This window comes from Streptomyces sp. NEAU-174 (assembly GCF_052665095.1).
Genome location: NZ_JBQTCE010000011.1, coordinates 1 through 16456, shown reverse-complemented (window position 1 = coordinate 16456; position 16456 = coordinate 1). Strand labels below are relative to the sequence as shown.

13 protein-coding genes are annotated in these 16456 nt (G+C 70.8%); 3 read left to right on the top strand and 10 right to left on the bottom strand.

The window, feature by feature from the left end; translation table 11 throughout:
• Positions 1–58: 58 nt before the first annotated feature.
• Both ACT2CW_RS29080 and ACT2CW_RS29075 read right to left on the bottom strand, forming a co-directional pair.
• On the bottom strand, positions 59–2026 hold the full coding sequence (locus ACT2CW_RS29080) for a beta-N-acetylglucosaminidase domain-containing protein (protein ID WP_445518759.1): 1968 nt from the start codon (positions 2024–2026) through the stop codon (positions 59–61).
• A gap of 190 nt (positions 2027–2216) precedes the next feature.
• Complete coding sequence (locus ACT2CW_RS29075; RefSeq protein WP_445518758.1) at positions 2217–2651, bottom strand: SRPBCC family protein; 435 nt, start codon at positions 2649–2651, stop codon at positions 2217–2219.
• Between the two features lie 224 nt (positions 2652–2875).
• On the opposite strand from ACT2CW_RS29075, the gene ACT2CW_RS29070 reads away from it, so the two are divergent.
• A complete protein-coding gene (locus ACT2CW_RS29070) occupies positions 2876–4393 on the top strand; it encodes a glycoside hydrolase family 28 protein (protein WP_445518757.1) in 1518 nt (505 codons plus the stop codon).
• A gap of 48 nt (positions 4394–4441) precedes the next feature.
• On the opposite strand, the gene ACT2CW_RS29065 is transcribed toward ACT2CW_RS29070, so the two are convergent.
• Together ACT2CW_RS29065 and ACT2CW_RS29060 are read right to left on the bottom strand one after the other, a co-directional pair.
• A complete protein-coding gene (locus ACT2CW_RS29065; RefSeq protein ID WP_445518756.1) occupies positions 4442–6742 on the bottom strand; it encodes a HelD family protein in 2301 nt (766 codons plus the stop codon).
• A gap of 137 nt (positions 6743–6879) precedes the next feature.
• A complete protein-coding gene (locus ACT2CW_RS29060) occupies positions 6880–7839 on the bottom strand; it encodes an NAD(P)-dependent alcohol dehydrogenase (protein ID WP_445518755.1) in 960 nt (319 codons plus the stop codon).
• 90 nt (positions 7840–7929) lie between these two features.
• On the opposite strand from ACT2CW_RS29060, the gene ACT2CW_RS29055 reads away from it, so the two are divergent.
• Positions 7930–8613: a TetR/AcrR family transcriptional regulator gene (locus ACT2CW_RS29055; protein ID WP_445518754.1), complete on the top strand. Its 684-nt coding sequence runs from the start codon at positions 7930–7932 to the stop codon at positions 8611–8613.
• 1 nt (position 8614) lies between these two features.
• Here ACT2CW_RS29055 and ACT2CW_RS29050 read toward each other — a convergent pair whose 3' ends face one another.
• The 3 genes from ACT2CW_RS29050 to ACT2CW_RS29040 form a co-directional block, all read right to left on the bottom strand.
• Positions 8615–9181: a CAP domain-containing protein gene (locus tag ACT2CW_RS29050; RefSeq protein ID WP_182472617.1), complete on the bottom strand. Its 567-nt coding sequence runs from the start codon at positions 9179–9181 to the stop codon at positions 8615–8617.
• 351 nt (positions 9182–9532) lie between these two features.
• A complete protein-coding gene (locus ACT2CW_RS29045; RefSeq protein WP_445518753.1) occupies positions 9533–11224 on the bottom strand; it encodes a phospholipid carrier-dependent glycosyltransferase in 1692 nt (563 codons plus the stop codon).
• A 98-nt stretch (positions 11225–11322) separates the two neighbouring features.
• A complete protein-coding gene (locus ACT2CW_RS29040) occupies positions 11323–11886 on the bottom strand; it encodes a TetR/AcrR family transcriptional regulator (RefSeq protein WP_445519001.1) in 564 nt (187 codons plus the stop codon).
• Positions 11887–12081: 195 nt separating this feature from the next.
• Between ACT2CW_RS29040 and ACT2CW_RS29035 the strand changes: the two genes are divergently transcribed.
• Complete coding sequence (locus ACT2CW_RS29035; protein ID WP_445518752.1) at positions 12082–13656, top strand: MDR family MFS transporter; 1575 nt, start codon at positions 12082–12084, stop codon at positions 13654–13656.
• A 13-nt stretch (positions 13657–13669) separates the two neighbouring features.
• Here ACT2CW_RS29035 and ACT2CW_RS29030 read toward each other — a convergent pair whose 3' ends face one another.
• From ACT2CW_RS29030 to ACT2CW_RS29020, 3 genes are all read right to left on the bottom strand, one after another.
• On the bottom strand, positions 13670–14668 hold the full coding sequence (locus ACT2CW_RS29030) for a TIGR03842 family LLM class F420-dependent oxidoreductase (protein ID WP_445518751.1): 999 nt from the start codon (positions 14666–14668) through the stop codon (positions 13670–13672).
• A 22-nt stretch (positions 14669–14690) separates the two neighbouring features.
• On the bottom strand, positions 14691–16094 hold the full coding sequence (hydA, locus tag ACT2CW_RS29025) for a dihydropyrimidinase (RefSeq protein WP_445518750.1): 1404 nt from the start codon (positions 16092–16094) through the stop codon (positions 14691–14693).
• The coding region (locus tag ACT2CW_RS29020; protein WP_445518749.1) for a nitrilase-related carbon-nitrogen hydrolase at positions 16091–16456 on the bottom strand (366 nt) is incomplete at its 5' end. The genes hydA and ACT2CW_RS29020, both read right to left, overlap by 4 nt.

Genomic DNA, 16456 nt, shown 5'->3' with positions numbered 1-16456 from the left:
GCAGAATCATCCGAGCGTCACCACCCACAAGGGTGGCAAGGCAATCGATTCAACGGTTTCAGGCGGTCTCGGTGACCCCGGCGCCTTCGGCCGCCTCGGCGATGAAGGTGTCGAGGACTCCGTCGGCGATGCGCACCGGGCCCTCGGGGCGGGTCTCGCCGGGGATGGTGTGGATCTCCCCGGCCCGCCGCGCGTCGGCCGCCGCCTCGGCGAACCACCGCGCCGCCTGGGCGTCATGGCCGTCGAGACGGGCGCCCAGCGCGTCCAGGGTGCGCTCGAAGGCGCGCCCCCACAACGACAGCGCGTCCAGCCAGGGCGCGCAGTCCGCCACGAAGCCCCGGTCCGTGACACCGGCTCTGATGCGCTCGGGCGCGGCGGCGAGCAGCCGGGCGTACGGGCGCAGCTCCCGCAGGGCCGCTCGCTCGCGCCCCGCCTCCCAGGCGGTGTGGAACCGGTCGAGCCGGGTGGCGAGTTCGGGTGCCTGCGGCTGCCAGGGCTCGGCGCCGAAGGTGGGCGCGAGATGCTGGGTGTCGAAGAAGGCCAGCAGCGAGCGAACGGTCCCGTCCGTACGGCCCGCCCGCGCGCCGGACCCCTCCCCGGCGAGGTGGCGGGCGGCCGCCTCCCAGGTGCGGGTGGCGTCGTAGCCGGTGTCGTTCCAGGCGAAGGCCGCTCCGCCGAAGAGGGCGACCTTGCTGGCGGCGGCCTGGTTCATCGGGTTGAGGACCAGACCGGAGAGCTGCCGGTGCAGCCCGGGCTCACGGGCGTCGTATGGCGCGAGCAGCAGTCGTCCCTCGGCCTGGCCGTAGTCGTTGACCGGGTAGTTGTCCCAGACGAAGACCTTGCGGCCCCATACGGTGGCGGCCCGCTCCGCGTCGGCCACGGTGATCCGCGGCGGCACCACATCGGTTCCGGTCCACATCACCTCGACCCGCGAGTCCAGCCGCTCGCGCAGGACGCGCTTGTACGGGGTGTCGGTGACGTCCCCGTACTCGGTCGGCACCATCTGGAGCGCATTGGTGTCCGCCCGTTCGTCCAGGAAGGTCTTCTGCACCGTGTTGAGCAGGTCGGACTGGGCCTTGGCGGCGGCCTCCGACGAGGGGTCTCCGTAGGTGGCGCGGTCGGAGTCGCAGTTCCAGCGGGTGTAGCTGATGTCGTCCAGCGGCATGGAGAAGCTGCGCACCCCGAGGTCGTAGACGGCGTCCAGCTTGGCCTCCAGCGCGGCGAGGTCGGCGGGGTCGCTGTAACAGATGGAGTTGCCCGGGGAGACGGCGAAGGTGAACCGCACATGGTGGTCGGTGGCCTGCCGGACGAGCTCGCCGAGCTCGGCGAGTTTCGCGGCCGGATACGGCTCGCGCCACTTCTCGCGGTGGTACGGGTCGTCTTTCGGCGCGTAGATGTAGGTGTTCATCTTGACGTCCCCGTAGAACGCCAGCTGGTCCATCCGCTCGGCGTGGGTCCAGGGGCTCCCGTAGAACCCCTCGATCACCCCGCGCAGCGGCATCAGCGGATGGTCGGCGACCGAGACGGACGCGATCGTGCGGTGGCCGGAGACGAGCTGACGCAGCGTCTGCGCCGCGTAGTACGTCCCGTCCGAGTCGGCGCCCGCGAGCGCCACCGAGCCGCGTCCCGCGGCGAGTGCGTACCCCTCGGCCGGCAGCCGGGCGGGCACCTCGCCCCCGGCGGCCCGAAGCGCCCGCGCGACGCGTGGATCGGCGATCCGGCCGACGGTCACGGTCAGCTTCGGCCCGGGGCCGTCCTGGATCCGCGAGGCGCCCGCGCGGCGCAGCACGGAGGTGACGAGATCGCGGGTCGGACGGTCCACACCGTCCGATATGACGAGGCGGACGCGGGTGGGGACGTGGATGTCCGCTCCGATGCGGGACATCTCCTGCGGACGCGGGGTGACGACCGGCAGCGGCCCTGGCGCGGTGGCCGCCGCGGTGGCGACCGCGCCGGCGGGCAGCAGCAGGGCGAGAAGGGTGAACAACACCGTGACGGGGGCCAGGGCTCTGGAGCGACTGCGCATGGGACATCTCCTCCGTGGCGTTCGGGGGCCGGGCCTTCGGGGGGGCGGTGCGGTGCCTTGCGGTGATGCCGGAGTGGTGTGCGGTGTGCCGCGCGCGGAGCGGCCCCGCGGTGGGGCCGGGCGTATCCCTACCCAGCGACGCGCCCGGATGATCGGCGCGGGGACGCGCCATCGGCGGAAGGGGCGGCCGTCACCCCTTGAGCAACGCGTCGACCACTCGGCCGAAGAGCAGGCGGCCGGACCAGACCGTCGGCGGGTCGAACAGGCGGGGCAGCCCCCGCAGTCGCGCCTCCTCGCGCCATACCACCTCGGATCCACCGTCCCGCGGGCGCACCTCGATCTCGGCCCATCCGAGGACCACCGAGCCGCGCTTCTCCAGCCTGCAACTGCCGGGGGTGTCTCCGGTGGGCGGGTCCCAGCGCACGACCTCCATGGGGTCGTCGAATCCGGCGCGACCCACGCCGGTGCGCACCACGACCACGGTGCCCACCCGGGTCGGCCCCGCCGGGCGGACGGTGACGCCGCTCAGCGGCACATGGGCGCCGTGGCGCGGCCAGTCGGTGAGCCGTCGCCAGGTCTCGTCGACGGGCAGTGGGGAGCGGCGCTCGATACGGAAGGGGGCCACAGCGGGATCGTAGGCGATCGGCGGCCGGGGAGGCGGTCGTGGCGGCTGAGGCCATTGACAGTTCGGATCCGCCTGTTACCTTCCACAGCGAGGAGAGAGGTCCTACCTTTCTGGTCCGGCGCAGACGAATGTCGCCCCACCAGAGGGATCCTCCCAGCTCAAGCAGGTCCAAACCTTACAACACGTCGGATCTCCACGGCTCCACAGGAGAAGGAGAACGAGAGATGAAGAGACTCGCCGCAGGCGCGGCGCTCGCCCTCGCCGCCGTCTTCGGGTTATCACAGGTGCCGCAGGCGGCCGCCGCTCCCGCGCGGGACACGGCCACCACCGTGGCACCGGTGTTCAGCGTGATGGACTACGGCGCGAAGGCCGACGGTTCGTCCAACGACTCCGCCGCCATCGACAAGGCCATCACGGCGGCCAACAGCGCCGGGGGCGGAATCGTCCGCTTTCCGTCCGGACAGTACAAGTCCAAGAACACCGTCCATCTCAAGAGCGAGGTGACCCTCCAGCTGGACTCCGGGGCCACCATCCTCGGTTCGAGCGCGGACACCTACGACAAGCCCGAGTCCAATCCGAACGACGACTACCAGGACTACGGCCACAGCCACTTCCACAACGCGATGTTCTACGGCGACAAGCTCACCAACATCGGGTTCACCGGTTCGGGCACCATCGACGGCGCGGGCAACCTCATCACCGGCAACCCCGACTCCGGCGAGGCGGACAAGATCATTTCGCTGACCCGCTGCGACGGGCTGACCCTCGACGGGATCACCCTGCGGCGCGGTGGCCACTTCGCGGCCCTCATCAACGGCTGCAAGAACGTGACCTCGGACCATCTCACCATCGACACGGCGAGCGACCGCGACGGCTGGAACATCATCAGCACCACCAATGTGACCATCACCCATGCCGATATCGCCGCCAACGACGACGCGCTCGCCTTCAAGAGCGACTACGCCCTGGGCGCCAAACTGGCCAACGGCCATGTGAAGGTGACCGATTCACAGCTCTCCGCGAAGTGCTGCAACGCCCTGATGTTCGGCTCCGAGACCTGTGGCGACTTCTCGGACTACGACTTCCAGGGCATCACCATCACCGGTGCGGACAAGTCCGGGCTCGGCATGGTCTCGATGGACGGTGCCAACATCTCCGATGTGCACTACCGCGACATCACCATGACCAATGTGCACTCCCCCATCATGCAGAAGATCGGGACGAGAAAACGGTGTGGTGGAAATCCGGGAGTCGGCCACATCAGCGACATCACCTACGACAACATCACCGGGACCGGGAACACCCCCTCCTTCAGCCCGACGCTGTGGGGCGAGTCCGGTGGCAATCACATCAGCGGTGTGACCTTCAACGACGTCGATCTGACCGTGCCCGGCGGCAACGGGACCATGTCCACCGGTGTGCCCAGCAATGACGCCGACGACTACAACCCGAAGAGCATCGGCACCCGTCCCGCCTTCGGCTGGTATCTGCACAACGCGGATCACATCACCTTCAACGACAGCTCGGTGCGGTTCGCCAAGAACGACGGACGTCCGGCGGTCATCGCCAACTCCGGGAGCGCGCTGCGGTTCGACCACTTCACCGCACAGCGCGGCAGCGACAGCCCGGCGGACGTCGTCGTCCAGAACGTGTCCGGCTACTGCCTCGCCGACAGCGCCAACACCTCCGGCGGAGCGCTGCGGGTGAGCGCCGGCGGATCCAGCGAGAACTGCTCCTCGTGACCCACGACGGGCCGGCCGTGGCACACCACGGCCGGCCGTCGACGGCGGTCAGCCGCGCCGCTCGGAGCCGTCGGCAGCCTCGTGACCGGCCACGTCGGGCAGGCCGGCCGGATCCGCCACGTCGGCCAGGCCGCGCAGCCCCTCCGGAAGCAGCCCGGTGTGCACCACACCCAGCCGCTGGGTGGCCCGGGTGAGCGCCACATAGAGGTCGCTGGTGCCGAACTCCGCGGGCTCGGCCACGATCACGGTGTCGAACTCAAGACCCTTGGCCTGCCGGGGGTCGAGCAGCACCACCGCGCTGGTCAGGTCCGGGGACCGGCCGGTGGACGCCTGCGGGAGGGCGGCCGACAGCGCGTCATGGCGGTCCTTCGGGGCGATCACCGCGAGACGGCCCTCGGTGCGGGTCTCCCGCGCCACGGCCGCGGCCACCGCGCCGGGCAGATCGCCGGTGTGCTCCGCCCACGGCCGCACCCCGGTGGCGCGCACCGAGCGCGGCGGCCGGAAGGCGGGGTCGACGGTACGGGCCACCCGCGCCGCCACGTCCATGATCTCGGTCGGCGTGCGGTAGTTGACGCCGAGCCGGCTGTGCTCCCAGCGGTCGCCGACGTACGGCTCCAGGATCGAGGACCAGGAGCCGCAGCCACCCGGCTCCGCGGTCTGCGCGGGGTCGCCGACCAGCGTCATCGAACGGGTCGGGCTGCGCCGCATCAGCAGCCGCCACGCCATCGCGGACAGCTCCTGGGCCTCGTCCACGATGATGTGGCCGAAGGCCCAGGTGCGGTCGGCGGCGGCGCGTTCGGCGGCGCTGCGGTGGTCGCGCTCCTCGGCGCGGTCGGCCAGCCGTTCGGCGTCGATGAGGTCATGGGCGGCCAGCACCTCCGACTCCTCGTCCTCGCGGTCCTCGAACTCCAGGGTGCGGGAGCCGTAGGAGAGGTCGAGGACACCCTGTGCGTACTCGATGCGCTCCTGGCGCTCGGCCTCGGCGGCGGCGCGGGCCGCCGCGTCGTCGTGGCCGAGGAGTTCGGCCGCCTCGTCCAGCAACGGCACATCGGCGGGGGTCCATTCGCCGTCGGTGCGGCGAATCGCGGCGGCGTCGGCGTCGGAGAGGTGGACGGGGTCGCTGAGGAAGTCGGCCACGAGCTGCTGCGGGGTGAGGGACGGCCACAGCTCCGCGATGGCCGCGTGCACCTCGGGGTTGACCGCGATCGCCTTGCCGAGCTGGGCGACGTCGTCCGCGCCGAGGAGGTTGGGTCCGCCGAAGGGGTCCGCGCCGATCCGGTCCACGAGCTGGTCGGTGAGGGCGTCGATGACGCGGAAGGCGAAGTGCGGGCGGGCGAGGTTGTGCGGTAGCCCGGTCTCCCGGGCCTTGTGGCCGGCCTCGGACGCGATGTCCTTGTCCAGCACCAGATGGCCGTCGTCGTGCTCGATGACGATCGCGGGGTCGGGCACCGTCTGCCGGTCCCGTACGAAGCGGGCCAGCGCGTCCGCCATCTCCGCCCGGCCCTTGACCTCGGCGGCCTCGGGGGTGTCGGTGCCGGTGGCCGTCACACCGGGGAAGAGCTCGCCGAGCGTGGCCAGGAGCACACCGGTCTCGCCGAGCGAGGGCAGCACCTCGCCGATGTAGCCGAGGAACGCGGGGTTGGGACCGACGATCAGCACCGCGCGGCGGGCCAGCGACTCCCGGTGCGCGTAGAGCAGATACGCGGCGCGGTGCAGCGCCACGACGGTCTTGCCGGTGCCGGGGCCGCCCTCCACGACGTGGACGCCGTGGTGCGGGGCGCGGATGATCTGGTCCTGTTCGGCCTGGATGGTCTGCACGATGTCATGCATCCGGCCGGTGCGGGCGGCGTCGAGCGCGGCGAGCAGCACGGCGTCCGCGTCGGATCCCTCATGCCCGGTCCGTATGGTGTCCGAGAGGTCCAGGATCTCGTCGTGCAACCCGGTGACCTTGGGTCCCTCGGTGGTGATGTGGCGCCTGCGGCGCAGCCCCATGGGGGTGTGCCCGGTGGCGAGGTAGAACGGACGGGCCACATCCGCCCGCCAGTCGATGACCAGCGGGGTGCGGTCCGCGTCATCGCGCCGGATGCCGATGCGGCCGATGTGGTAGTCGTGGCCGTCACGGAACAGCAGCCGGCCGAAGCACAGCCCCCGCTCCCCCGCCTCGAACGCGGCGAGCAGCCCGGACCGCTCGGCCACCAGCACATCGCGCTCCAGCCGCGCCTGGAAGGTGGTGCCCTCCAAGGACAGGGCCTCGGTCACCGACTCCTCGGCGCGTGCCCTGAGCTCGGCGAGGCGCCCGTTGAGCAGATCAAGGAATTCTTGCTCACGGTCCCATTCCTCGTTTGACAATTCGACTCCCGCCGGGATACGATGACTTCATCAGGTTTCCCCATGCCATGAATTCAATGGCACAAGGAAATCCCCAATATACGCCGAGAAACGCCCCGGCCGTCAAGGCAGCCGGGGCGTTTCTCTGTTTTATGGCCTCATTTCACCTGGATGACGTGCTTTCCGCGGACACCGCCGGCCTCCATGGCGCGATGGGCCCGTGCGATATCGGACAGCGGATGGACGGTGTCGACGACCGGCCGGATCGCCCCGTTCTCCACATACGCGGCGAGGTCCGCGAAGAGCTGGTGCAGGGGGTTTCCGGTGAAGATCCGCACCCGCCGGGCGCCGTGCACGGTGGAGCGGAGTATGGAGCCCAGCGAGGACAGCGGGCGGTCGGTGTCGAAGGCGATGCCCACCATCCGCCCGCCGGGTGCCAGCAGCCGGCGATAGGCTCCGAGCTCGGTGCCCACCGTGTCCAGCACGGCGTCGAACGGCCCGAGGGCGGCCGGGCCGGTGGTCCGGTAGTCATGCGCCTCATCGGCTCCGAGCTCCCGGACGAGGTCGAGCGTCTTCGCCCCGGCGAGCGCGGTGACATGGGCGCCGAGCGCGTGTCCGAGCTGGACGGCGACGCTGCCGACACCGCCGGCCGCGCCCCGCACCAGCAGCCGCTCGCCACTCATCAGGCCGATCTTGTCGCGCAGCGCCGTGATGGCCGTGGTGCCGACCCCGGGCAGGGCCGCGGCCCGGACGAGGTCGAGGCTTTCGGGGGCGTAGGAGAGCTGACGGGGCCGGACGGCCACGTACTCGGCGGCCGCCCCGAACCTCAGGTGCGGCATCGCGCCCCACACCCGGTCGCCCACCGCGAGGTGGCGCACGGAGGAGCCCACCTCGGCGATCTCCCCGGCGATGTCGACGCCGGTGCCCTGGGGGAACTTCCGCCCGGTCACCAGCTTCAGTTTGCCCGCCCGGCCCGAGAGCTCACCGCCGTTCACACTCGTGGCGTGCACCCGCACCAGCACCTCGCCCGGACCGGCCACCGGCTTCGGCACTGTGCCCACGTACAGCACCTCGGGGGGTCCGTACCGGTCGTAACGCGCCGCGCGCATCTCGCTCATCGCCCTCATCGTCCCTTTCGCACATCGGGGTTGTCGCCAAGCTAATGCGCGCAAAGGGGGAAACCGCCCGGTCGGCGTAAGGTGAGAAACATGCCTGCTCACGTCTCTCAGATAGCGCCCGCCACCGGTGTCCGGGACACGAGAATTCCGGGGTTGCGGTCCGACGCGGCGTCCAACCGCCGGCGTGTTCTCGAGGCGGCCCGGGCACTGTTCGTCTCGCGTGGGCTCGATGTGCCGATGGCCACCATCGCCCGCCATGCCGGGGTCGGGGTGGCGACGCTCTACCGGCGTTTCCCCACCCGGGAGGCGCTGGTCACGGAGGTGTTCTCGGACGAGTTCACCACCTGTGCGGCGATCGTCGACGACGCCTTGGCCGACGACGACGCGTGGCGGGCCTTCCGCCGGACCATCGAGACGGTGTGTGCTTCACAGACGCGGGACCGGGAGTTCAACGACGCCCTGCTGTCGACGCTTCCCGATGTGGTCGGCTTCGAGCGGGAGCGGCTGCGGATCGAAGAGGGCTTCGCCGAGGTGGTACGGCGCGCCAAGGCCGCGGGGCGGCTGCGCGAGGACTTCGACGTGTCCGACCTGAGCCTCGTCTTCCTGGCCAACAGAGGTGTCATCGGCGACCCGGCAACGGCACCGGCCGCGTCCCGGCGGCTGGTCGCCCACCTCCTGCGGTCCTTCGAGGCGGGGCGGGCCGAACCGGCCCGCCCCCTCCCGCCACCCGCCCCGCTGGGGCTGGGCCAGTTGCCCCGGACAGCCGAGGGATGAGCTATCGGGCGGTGCCGAAGTCCTGCGTCCAGTAGTTGCCGGGCTGCGCCAGGCCGACGCCGATCTCCTTGAAGTCGCAGTTCAGGATGTTGGCCTTGTGGCCTGAGCTGTTCATCCAGCCCTCCATGACGCTCTTGGGCGAGTCATAGCCGTACGCCACGTTCTCGCCGTAGGCCCTCCAGGAGTAGCCCGCGCGCTCGATCCGGTCGCCCGGGGAGGAGCCGTCGGAGCCGGTGTGCGACATGTTGCGGTGGGCCGCCATGTCCTCGCTGTGGTCCTGGGCGGCCTTGGTCAGCTTCTCGTTCACGGTCAGCGGCTCACAACCGGCCTTGCCGCGCTCGCTGTTGACGAGATCCACCACTTCCTGCTGGTCCGTGGCGGCCGCGGTGGTGGCGGAGGGGGAACCCGTGGGGGTGGCGGAGTGGGAGCGCGCGGAGGCGAAGTGGGAGCGCGCGGGTGTGGCGGACTGCGACGCCATCGCGGCCGAGGGAACGCCCACGGCGGCCACGGCGAGCGTGGCGATGGCTATCTTGCGGCGGTGCGTCGTGCTGCTGCGGTGCTTGCTCATTCGGGACCTCACACTCGGTTGAGGCCCGTCATTCTTGGAGCCGTCCGCCACATGGGCAACACACGTGTTCGTACGACGCGCGTTCGTAGTGAGGGCGGAACTTGCGCTCGGCGGCGAGTCATGCTGAGCGGGCTCCGGGGACGGCCACGGTGGCCCGACGCACCATCACAAGTCGCGGCAACCAGGCGAGTGGGGGGCACGCCCGAAGTGCCGGAGGCGGGGCCATGGAGAATCCGCCATATCCGACAGGGCAGACAAAAACCACTATGCCGCCTAGTCGATATGCACCACTACGCTCTCTTTACTCCGGCGCTCGATGTGAGAGATGTCATGACATGGCCGGGGGGGCGGTCAGCGGCGGTAGATGGTGATCGAGTGGCCGACCTCGTCAATCGGCTCGCTGCCGTCGATCAGCGCCGCCAGCCGTCCGGTGGCCTGGGCGATCGAGGAGTCCGAGACCACCAGCAGCCCGCGCACCTCGTCCGGGGCGGCCCGGCGCGGGTCGGAGGCGTGGATGCCGTAGGCGGACGGCACACCGCTGCCCTTGTAGACGAGCCAGATCCGCTCGCCCCGGTAGCGCTCCCGGAGGCGGTCGGCCAGCCGCCCCAGGTCCTGCCCCCAGTCCACGTTCGAGTCGTGCAGCCGCAGATGGGTTCGGGACGGGCCGCCGAACGCCTCGTTGGAGTACGGCAGGTAGTACGGATACGTCCGCAGCGAGCTGACCGCGGTGAACAGCACCAGCGCCAGCGTGGCCCCGTACGCCCATCGCCGCCGCACGGCCATCAGCCCGGCCGCCGCCACCGCCAGGAACATCGGCAGGAAGATGGCGTACCGGACACCGAGGTTGCGGGCCCCGTCCAGGGCGGCGAGCAGCAGCACGGCCGCGGGGACCAGCACATACGGCGCGGCGGGCCGCAGCCGGGGCACCAGCAACATCGCGACCGCCCCGGCCGACCAGAGCGCGAGCATGCCCAAGGGTGTCTTCACCAGCAGCGCGACGGGCAGGTAGTACCACAGCGACCCGACGTAGCGGCGGCCGAGCAGAAAGCCACGCCAGGTGTCCTGCTCGAAGCCGAACTGGACGCGCATCCCGTCGCGGTACGCCTCCGGGAGCGGCAGCCAGTGGACGGCGAGCCCGCGCAGGCCATGGACGGCGGGCACGGGCCCGGTGGGCGTCCAGCGCAGCCGGGGGTCGACCAGGAGGTAGGAGGCCCACACCACGGCCACCGCGATCAGCGCCATGGCCACCGCCGCCGCCACGCCGATCCCGAGCGACCGCATGTGGTCGCGGGGTGTGCGGTGGTGCGTACGGCGGGCGTACCAGACCGAGAGGACGGCCAGGAGCAGCAGCACCGGGACCGCCGCCAGCATGCTCATCTTCGTGGCGAGGGCGGCGCCGAGCGCCACCCCCGCGAGTGGAAGGTGCCGTCGCGGCCGCCGCCGCGCCCGCCACAGCAGCCAGACCGACGTCAGCAGGAAACCGGCCGCCGGTACGTCGAGCGTGGCAAGCGAGCCGTGCGCGATGACGTCCGGTGAGAAGGCGTACAGGGCGAGCGCCACCGCCCCGCCCACCGGGCCGGTCAGTTCGCGGGCGAACGCGAACACCACCAGCCCGAACAGCAGCGTCAGCGCGATCATCGGCAACCGTGCGCACAGCATCAGCCGCCAGGGGTCGTTGCCCGCCTCGTACAGCACATGCCGCCCGAGCGCCGTCTGGTCACCGGTGAAACCGGCGTCGAGGTGCGGCCGGGCGAAGGCCACCCCCGTCGCGATGATGAACTTGCCCAGCGGTGGATGCTCGGGGTTGTACCGCACCCGGTGATGGTGCAGGGAGTCCACCGCCGCACCGACGTACACGGGCTCGTCGATGGTCGGCGTCTGCTCCACCGCCGTGCTGACCATCGCGACGGCCATCTGGACGAGGAGCGCCGCGACGGCGGCCACCACCAGCCATCGCCGATGCCGCGCCGGCGCCGCCGGCCACCGGCCCTTCGGCCCGCCGACGGTCCTGGTCACGCTGTCGATCACACCCGCCCACCGCATAGCGACAGACGCTAACGCCCTCGCGGCCCCGCACCCCGCATCCGCCCGAAACTTGCGCCAAGTCCGCAAACGGGGCCGGACGTTGCGGCGGGCATCGCCTAACCGGCCGCGGGCCAGCCGTGTTCGAGGAGGGCGAAGGCGGCCTCGATGGCCTGCCGGGCGTCGGCCCGGCCCCGGGCGAAGCTGACGGTCTCCAGCGCGAAGTGGGCGAGCGCCGCACATCCGGGGTCGTCCTCGGGGGCGCCGGTGGCCTCGGCGATGGCGGCCGCGAGAGCGGCTTCGTGGCGCATCCACATGCGGCGGCCGTACTCCCGCAGCGCCGGGGTGCTCTCCGTCAGCTCGATGAACCGCGCCATCTCGGGGTCGGCCGCGCCGTCGGAGTGCATCCGCAGCGTGTGCTCGCGCAGGGCCCCGGGGATGGACATCCCCTCCGGCCGGTCGCGCACGACGGCTATGAGGGCGGCCTCCCGGTCGGAGTCCAGGTCGAAGAGCAGGGCCTCCTTGCTGGCGAAGTGCTTGAAGACCGTGGTGGTGGAGACGTCGGCGGCCTCCGCGATGTCCCGCACGCTCACCTGGTCGAAGCCACGGTCGAGGAACAGCCTCAGGGCCGCGTCCGCCAGCGCCTGGCGGGTGGCGGCCTTCTTGCGCTCACGGCGCCCCATCGTCTCGCTCACGGGACCACCCTACCCGTAGGTGGACCGAATAGAAAGGTTGAGTCGTTGCACTTTTTTAGTCAGTGTGCTCTTCTGTTCGGGACGGGGCCCCGCTCCCTCGGCTCCCGTCCTTCGGAACCCCGTCTTTCGGCTCCCGTCTTTCGGAACCCCGCGCCGAGCGCGCTGAGAAGGAAGTGATCAGCCATGTCCGTATCCGACGCACCGCCGTCCGGCAGTCCCGCCCCGCCGGAGACCACCCCGAAAAGCGTCCGACTGGCCCTGCTCGGTGTGCTGCTCGCGATGCTGCTGTCGATGCTCGACTCCACGATCGTCGGCACCGCGATGCCGACGATCGTCGGCGATCTCGGCGGCCTGGAGCACATCTCCTGGGTGGTGACCGCCTACACCCTGGCCACCGCCGCCTCCACCCCCGTCTGGGGCAAGTTCGGCGATCTGTACGGCCGCAAGCACATGTATCTGATCGCCGTCGTCGTCTTCGTGCTCGGCTCGGCGCTGTCCGGCGCGGCCCATACGATGACCCAGCTGATCGTCTTCCGGGCGCTCCAGGGCCTGGGCGCGGGCGGTATCGGCGCCGGTGCCTTCGCCCTGATCGCCTCGCTGGCGCCGCCCCGGGAGCGCGGCCGCTACCAGGGCATGACCGCCTCCATCATGGCCATCGGCACCATCGGCGGCCCGCTGCTCGGCGGCTTCGTCACCGGCCATCTCGGCTGGCGCTGGGCCTTCTTCATCAATCTGCCGCTCGGCGTGCTCACCCTGGTCTGGTGCCAGCTGATGCTGCGGCTGCCCGCCATCCGCGCCAAGGCCCGTATCGACTGGCCGGGCATCACCGTGATGACGACGACCGTATGCGCCCTGACCCTCGCCGCCACCTGGGCCGGCTCCACCTACGCGTGGACCTCATGGCAGATCCTCGGTCTGTTCGCCCTGGCCGCGGTGGGCGTGGCGGCCTTCGTGGCGCGGCAGCGGCGCGCGGCCGAACCGCTCATGCCGCTGCGCATCTTCACCGGACACCGCAACTTCTCCCTGGCGTCCTCGCTGATCCTGGTGGGCGGGGTGGTGATGTTCGGCTGCTCGCTGTATCTGCCGCTGTATCAGCAGACCGTCCAGGGCGTCTCCGCCTCCCGCTCCGGTCTGCTGCTGCTCCCCCTGATGATCCCTGTGGTGATCATGTCCCAGGTCGGCGGCAAGGTCATGTCCGCCACCGGGCGGTACAAGATCTTCCCCGTCGTGGGCACCGTCTGCATGACCGTCGGACTGTTCCTGCTGGCCACCATGGACACCACGACCTCCCGCGCGGCCACCGGGTGTTTCATGGCCCTGGTGGGCACGGGCATGGGCTGCCAGATGCAGATGGTCACCACGATCGCGCAGAACAGTGTGGAGATGCGCGACATGGGGGCCGCCTCCGCGTCGGTCACCCTCTTCCGCACCATCGGCGGCTCGCTGGGCGTGGCGGTCTTCGGTTCGCTCTTCACCGGCGCCGTGCGGGGCCACGCGCCCGCCGGGGCGGAGACGGGCGAGGCCCGGCCCGATCCGGCGGCGCTGGCCCGGCTGCCGGAGTCCGTCAGGGACGGCTACCTCCACGCGGTGGCCACCGGCACTCAGCGGATCTTCCTGACCGCGGCCGTCGTGTGCACCGTGGCCTTCATCGCCGCCCTGTGCGTCCAGGAGGTCCCGCTGCGGGGCGGGCCGGGCCCGGCGGCCCAGCCGCACAAGGCCGAGGAGGCCGAGGATGCCGCCGCCCCGGCCGCTCCGTAGCATCTCGGTGCCGTCAGCTCAGGGCGGGGATGACCTCCTTCTCGTAGGCTTCGATCGTGGACTCCACACCGTCGTGCATCGCGTAGAGGGCGAACTGGTCCACGCCCAGGTCACGCAACTGCTTGAGCTTCTCGATCTGGGCGCCGGCCGGGCCGAGGAGGCAGAAGCGGTCGACGATCTCGTCGGGCACGAAGGCGGTGTCCGGGTTTCCGGTCCGGCCGTGGTGGGCGTAGTCGTAGCCCTCACGGGCCTTGATGTACTCGGTCAGTTCGGGCGGCACCAGACCGGAACCCTGACCGTACCGCGTCACCAGGTCGGCGACATGGTTGCCGACCATGCCACCGAACCAGCGGCACTGCTCCCGCGCGTGGGCCAGATCGTCGCCCACATACGCGGGGGCGGCGACGCAGATGGTGACCGCGTCCGGGTCGCGTCCGGCCTCGGCGGCGGCGTCCCGTACCGCCTTGACCATCCACTCCGTCAGATAAGGGTCGGCGAGTTGCAGGATGAACCCGTCGGCCTGACGGCCGGTCAGCGCGAGGGCTTTGGGGCCGTACGCCGCCGTCCACACCGGCAGGCTGCCACCTCTCACCCAGGGCAGACGCAGGGTGTTGCCGTCCACCGTGGCCTCACGGCCCTCGGCCAGCTCCTTGATGGTGTGCATGGCCTCGCCGAGACGGGCCAGGGTGTTGGGCTTGCGGCCGGCCACCCGCATCGCGGAGTCGCCGCGGCCGATACCGCAGACGGTGCGGTTTCCGTACATGTCGTTGAGGGTGGCGAAGGTGGAGGCGGTCACCTCCCAGGTGCGGGTGCCGGGATTGGTGACCATCGGCCCGACGATCAGCCGCTCGGTGTGTTCGAGGACGCGGCTGTAGATGACGAACGGCTCCTGCCACAGCACGGCCGAGTCGAACGTCCAGCCATAGGTGAATCCCGCGTCTTCCGCGCGCCGCATCCGGTCGACGACCGCGGAGGCGGGGGGATCGGTCTGTAGGACGATTCCGAAGTCCATCGCATGCTCCGTGTGCTGGGCGCTAGAGGTACTGGCAGGTGGCGCGGGGCAGATACCGGCCGTGACCCGTCCGGCCGAGGTACGCGTCGCCGTCGACGACGACGTGTCCCCGCGACAGGACCGTGCGCACCCGTCCGGTGATCTGTCTGCCCTCGTACGCCGAGTAGTCGACGTTCATATGGTGGGTCTCGGCGGACAGGGTCTGCCGCGCCTCCGGGTCATAGAGAACGATGTCGGCGTCGGCCCCGGGCGCGATGGTGCCCTTGCGCGGGTAGAGGCCGAACATCCTGGCCGGGGTGGCGCAGGCGATCTCGATCCAGCGGCGGCGGGAGATATGGCCGTCCACCACGGCCTGGTGGAGCAGGTCCATCCTGTGCTCCACGCCCGGCATGCCATTGGGGATCTTGGAGAAGTCGCCCCGGCCCAGCTCCTTCTGCCCGGTGAAGCAGAACGGGCAGTGGTCGGTGGAGACCACGGACAGATCGTTGGTCCGCAGCCCCCGCCACAGCGCGGCCTGGTGCTCGACTGGCCGCAGCGGGGTGGAGCAGACGTACTTGGCGCCCTCGAAGTCCGGCTCTGCGAGGTTGTCCGTGGACAGGAACAGATACTGCGGACACGTCTCGGCAAACACGGGCAGACCCAGGTCACGGGCTCCCGTGATCTCCTGGACGGCCTGCTCGGCGGAGACATGGACGATGTAGAGCGGGGCGCCGGCCACCCGGGCGAGCTGGATGGCGCGGTGGGTCGCCTCCGACTCCAGCAGCTCCCGGCGGACCTCACCGTGATAGCGGGGGTCGGTCCTGCCCTCGGCCAGCGCCTGCTCCACCAGGACGTCGATGGCGATGCCGTTCTCGGCGTGCATCATGACCAGTCCGCCGTTGGCAGCGCCGCGTTGCATGGCCCGCAGGATCTTGCCGTCGTCGCTGTAGAAGACACCGGGGTAGGCCATGAACAGCTTGAAGCTGGTCACGCCCTCGCCCACGAGGCTGTCCATCTCCTTGAGCGATCGCTCGTCGACGTCGGCGAGGATCATGTGGAACGCGTAGTCGATCGCGCACCGGCCCTCGGCCTTGGCATGCCACGCGTCCAGTCCCTCGCGCAGCGTGGCGCCGACGGACTGGATGGCGAAGTCCACGATGGTGGTGGTGCCGCCCCAGGCCGCCGCCCGGGTGCCGGTCTCGAAGGTGTCGGAGGCGAACGTGCCGCCGAACGGCATCTCCATATGGGTGTGGGCGTCCACCCCGCCCGGAATGACATACAGCCCGGCGGCGTCGATGACCCGGTCCGCTCCGCGTGCCCAGCTCTCGGTGACCTCGGTGCCCGAGGCGGCGACGGCGGCCACGCGCTCACCGTCCACGAGGACGTCGGCGGACAGCTCTTCGCCGGCGGTGATGACCAGCCCACCCTGGATCAGCGTGCGGGTCATGGCCGCACCAGCCCCTCATAGGCGTCGGGCCGCCGGTCGCGGTAGAACGCCCACTGCTGGCGCACCTCGTCGATCAGGCCGAAGTCGAGGTCGCGGACGATCAGCTCCTCCTCCTTGTCACTGGCCACATCGCCGACGAACTGGCCGCGCGGATCGACGAAGTAGCTGGTGCCGTAGAAGTCGTTGTCGCCGTACTCCTCGGTGCCGACGCGGTTGATCGCGGCGATGAAGTACTCGTTGGCCACGGCCGCGGCGGGCTGCTCCAGCTGCCAGAGGTAGGCCGACAGGCCCCGGGAGGTGGCCGAGGGGTTGTAGACCAGCTGCGCCCCCGCCAGGCCCAGCGCACGCCAGCCCTCGGGGAA

Coding starts and splice junctions, on each gene's coding strand:
- hydA (WP_445518750.1), bottom strand. CDS start 16,094: ATGACCCGCACGCTGATCCAGGGTGGGCTGGTCATCACCGCCGGCGAA.
- ACT2CW_RS29030 (WP_445518751.1), bottom strand. CDS start 14,668: ATGGACTTCGGAATCGTCCTACAGACCGATCCCCCCGCCTCCGCGGTC.
- ACT2CW_RS29060 (WP_445518755.1), bottom strand. CDS start 7,839: ATGAGCGAGATGCGCGCGGCGCGTTACGACCGGTACGGACCCCCCGAG.
- ACT2CW_RS29035 (WP_445518752.1), top strand. CDS start 12,082: ATGTCCGTATCCGACGCACCGCCGTCCGGCAGTCCCGCCCCGCCGGAG.
- ACT2CW_RS29045 (WP_445518753.1), bottom strand. CDS start 11,224: ATGCGGTGGGCGGGTGTGATCGACAGCGTGACCAGGACCGTCGGCGGG.
- ACT2CW_RS29040 (WP_445519001.1), bottom strand. CDS start 11,886: ATGGGGCGCCGTGAGCGCAAGAAGGCCGCCACCCGCCAGGCGCTGGCG.
- ACT2CW_RS29080 (WP_445518759.1), bottom strand. CDS start 2,026: ATGCGCAGTCGCTCCAGAGCCCTGGCCCCCGTCACGGTGTTGTTCACC.
- ACT2CW_RS29050 (WP_182472617.1), bottom strand. CDS start 9,181: ATGAGCAAGCACCGCAGCAGCACGACGCACCGCCGCAAGATAGCCATC.
- ACT2CW_RS29070 (WP_445518757.1), top strand. CDS start 2,876: ATGAAGAGACTCGCCGCAGGCGCGGCGCTCGCCCTCGCCGCCGTCTTC.
- ACT2CW_RS29055 (WP_445518754.1), top strand. CDS start 7,930: ATGCCTGCTCACGTCTCTCAGATAGCGCCCGCCACCGGTGTCCGGGAC.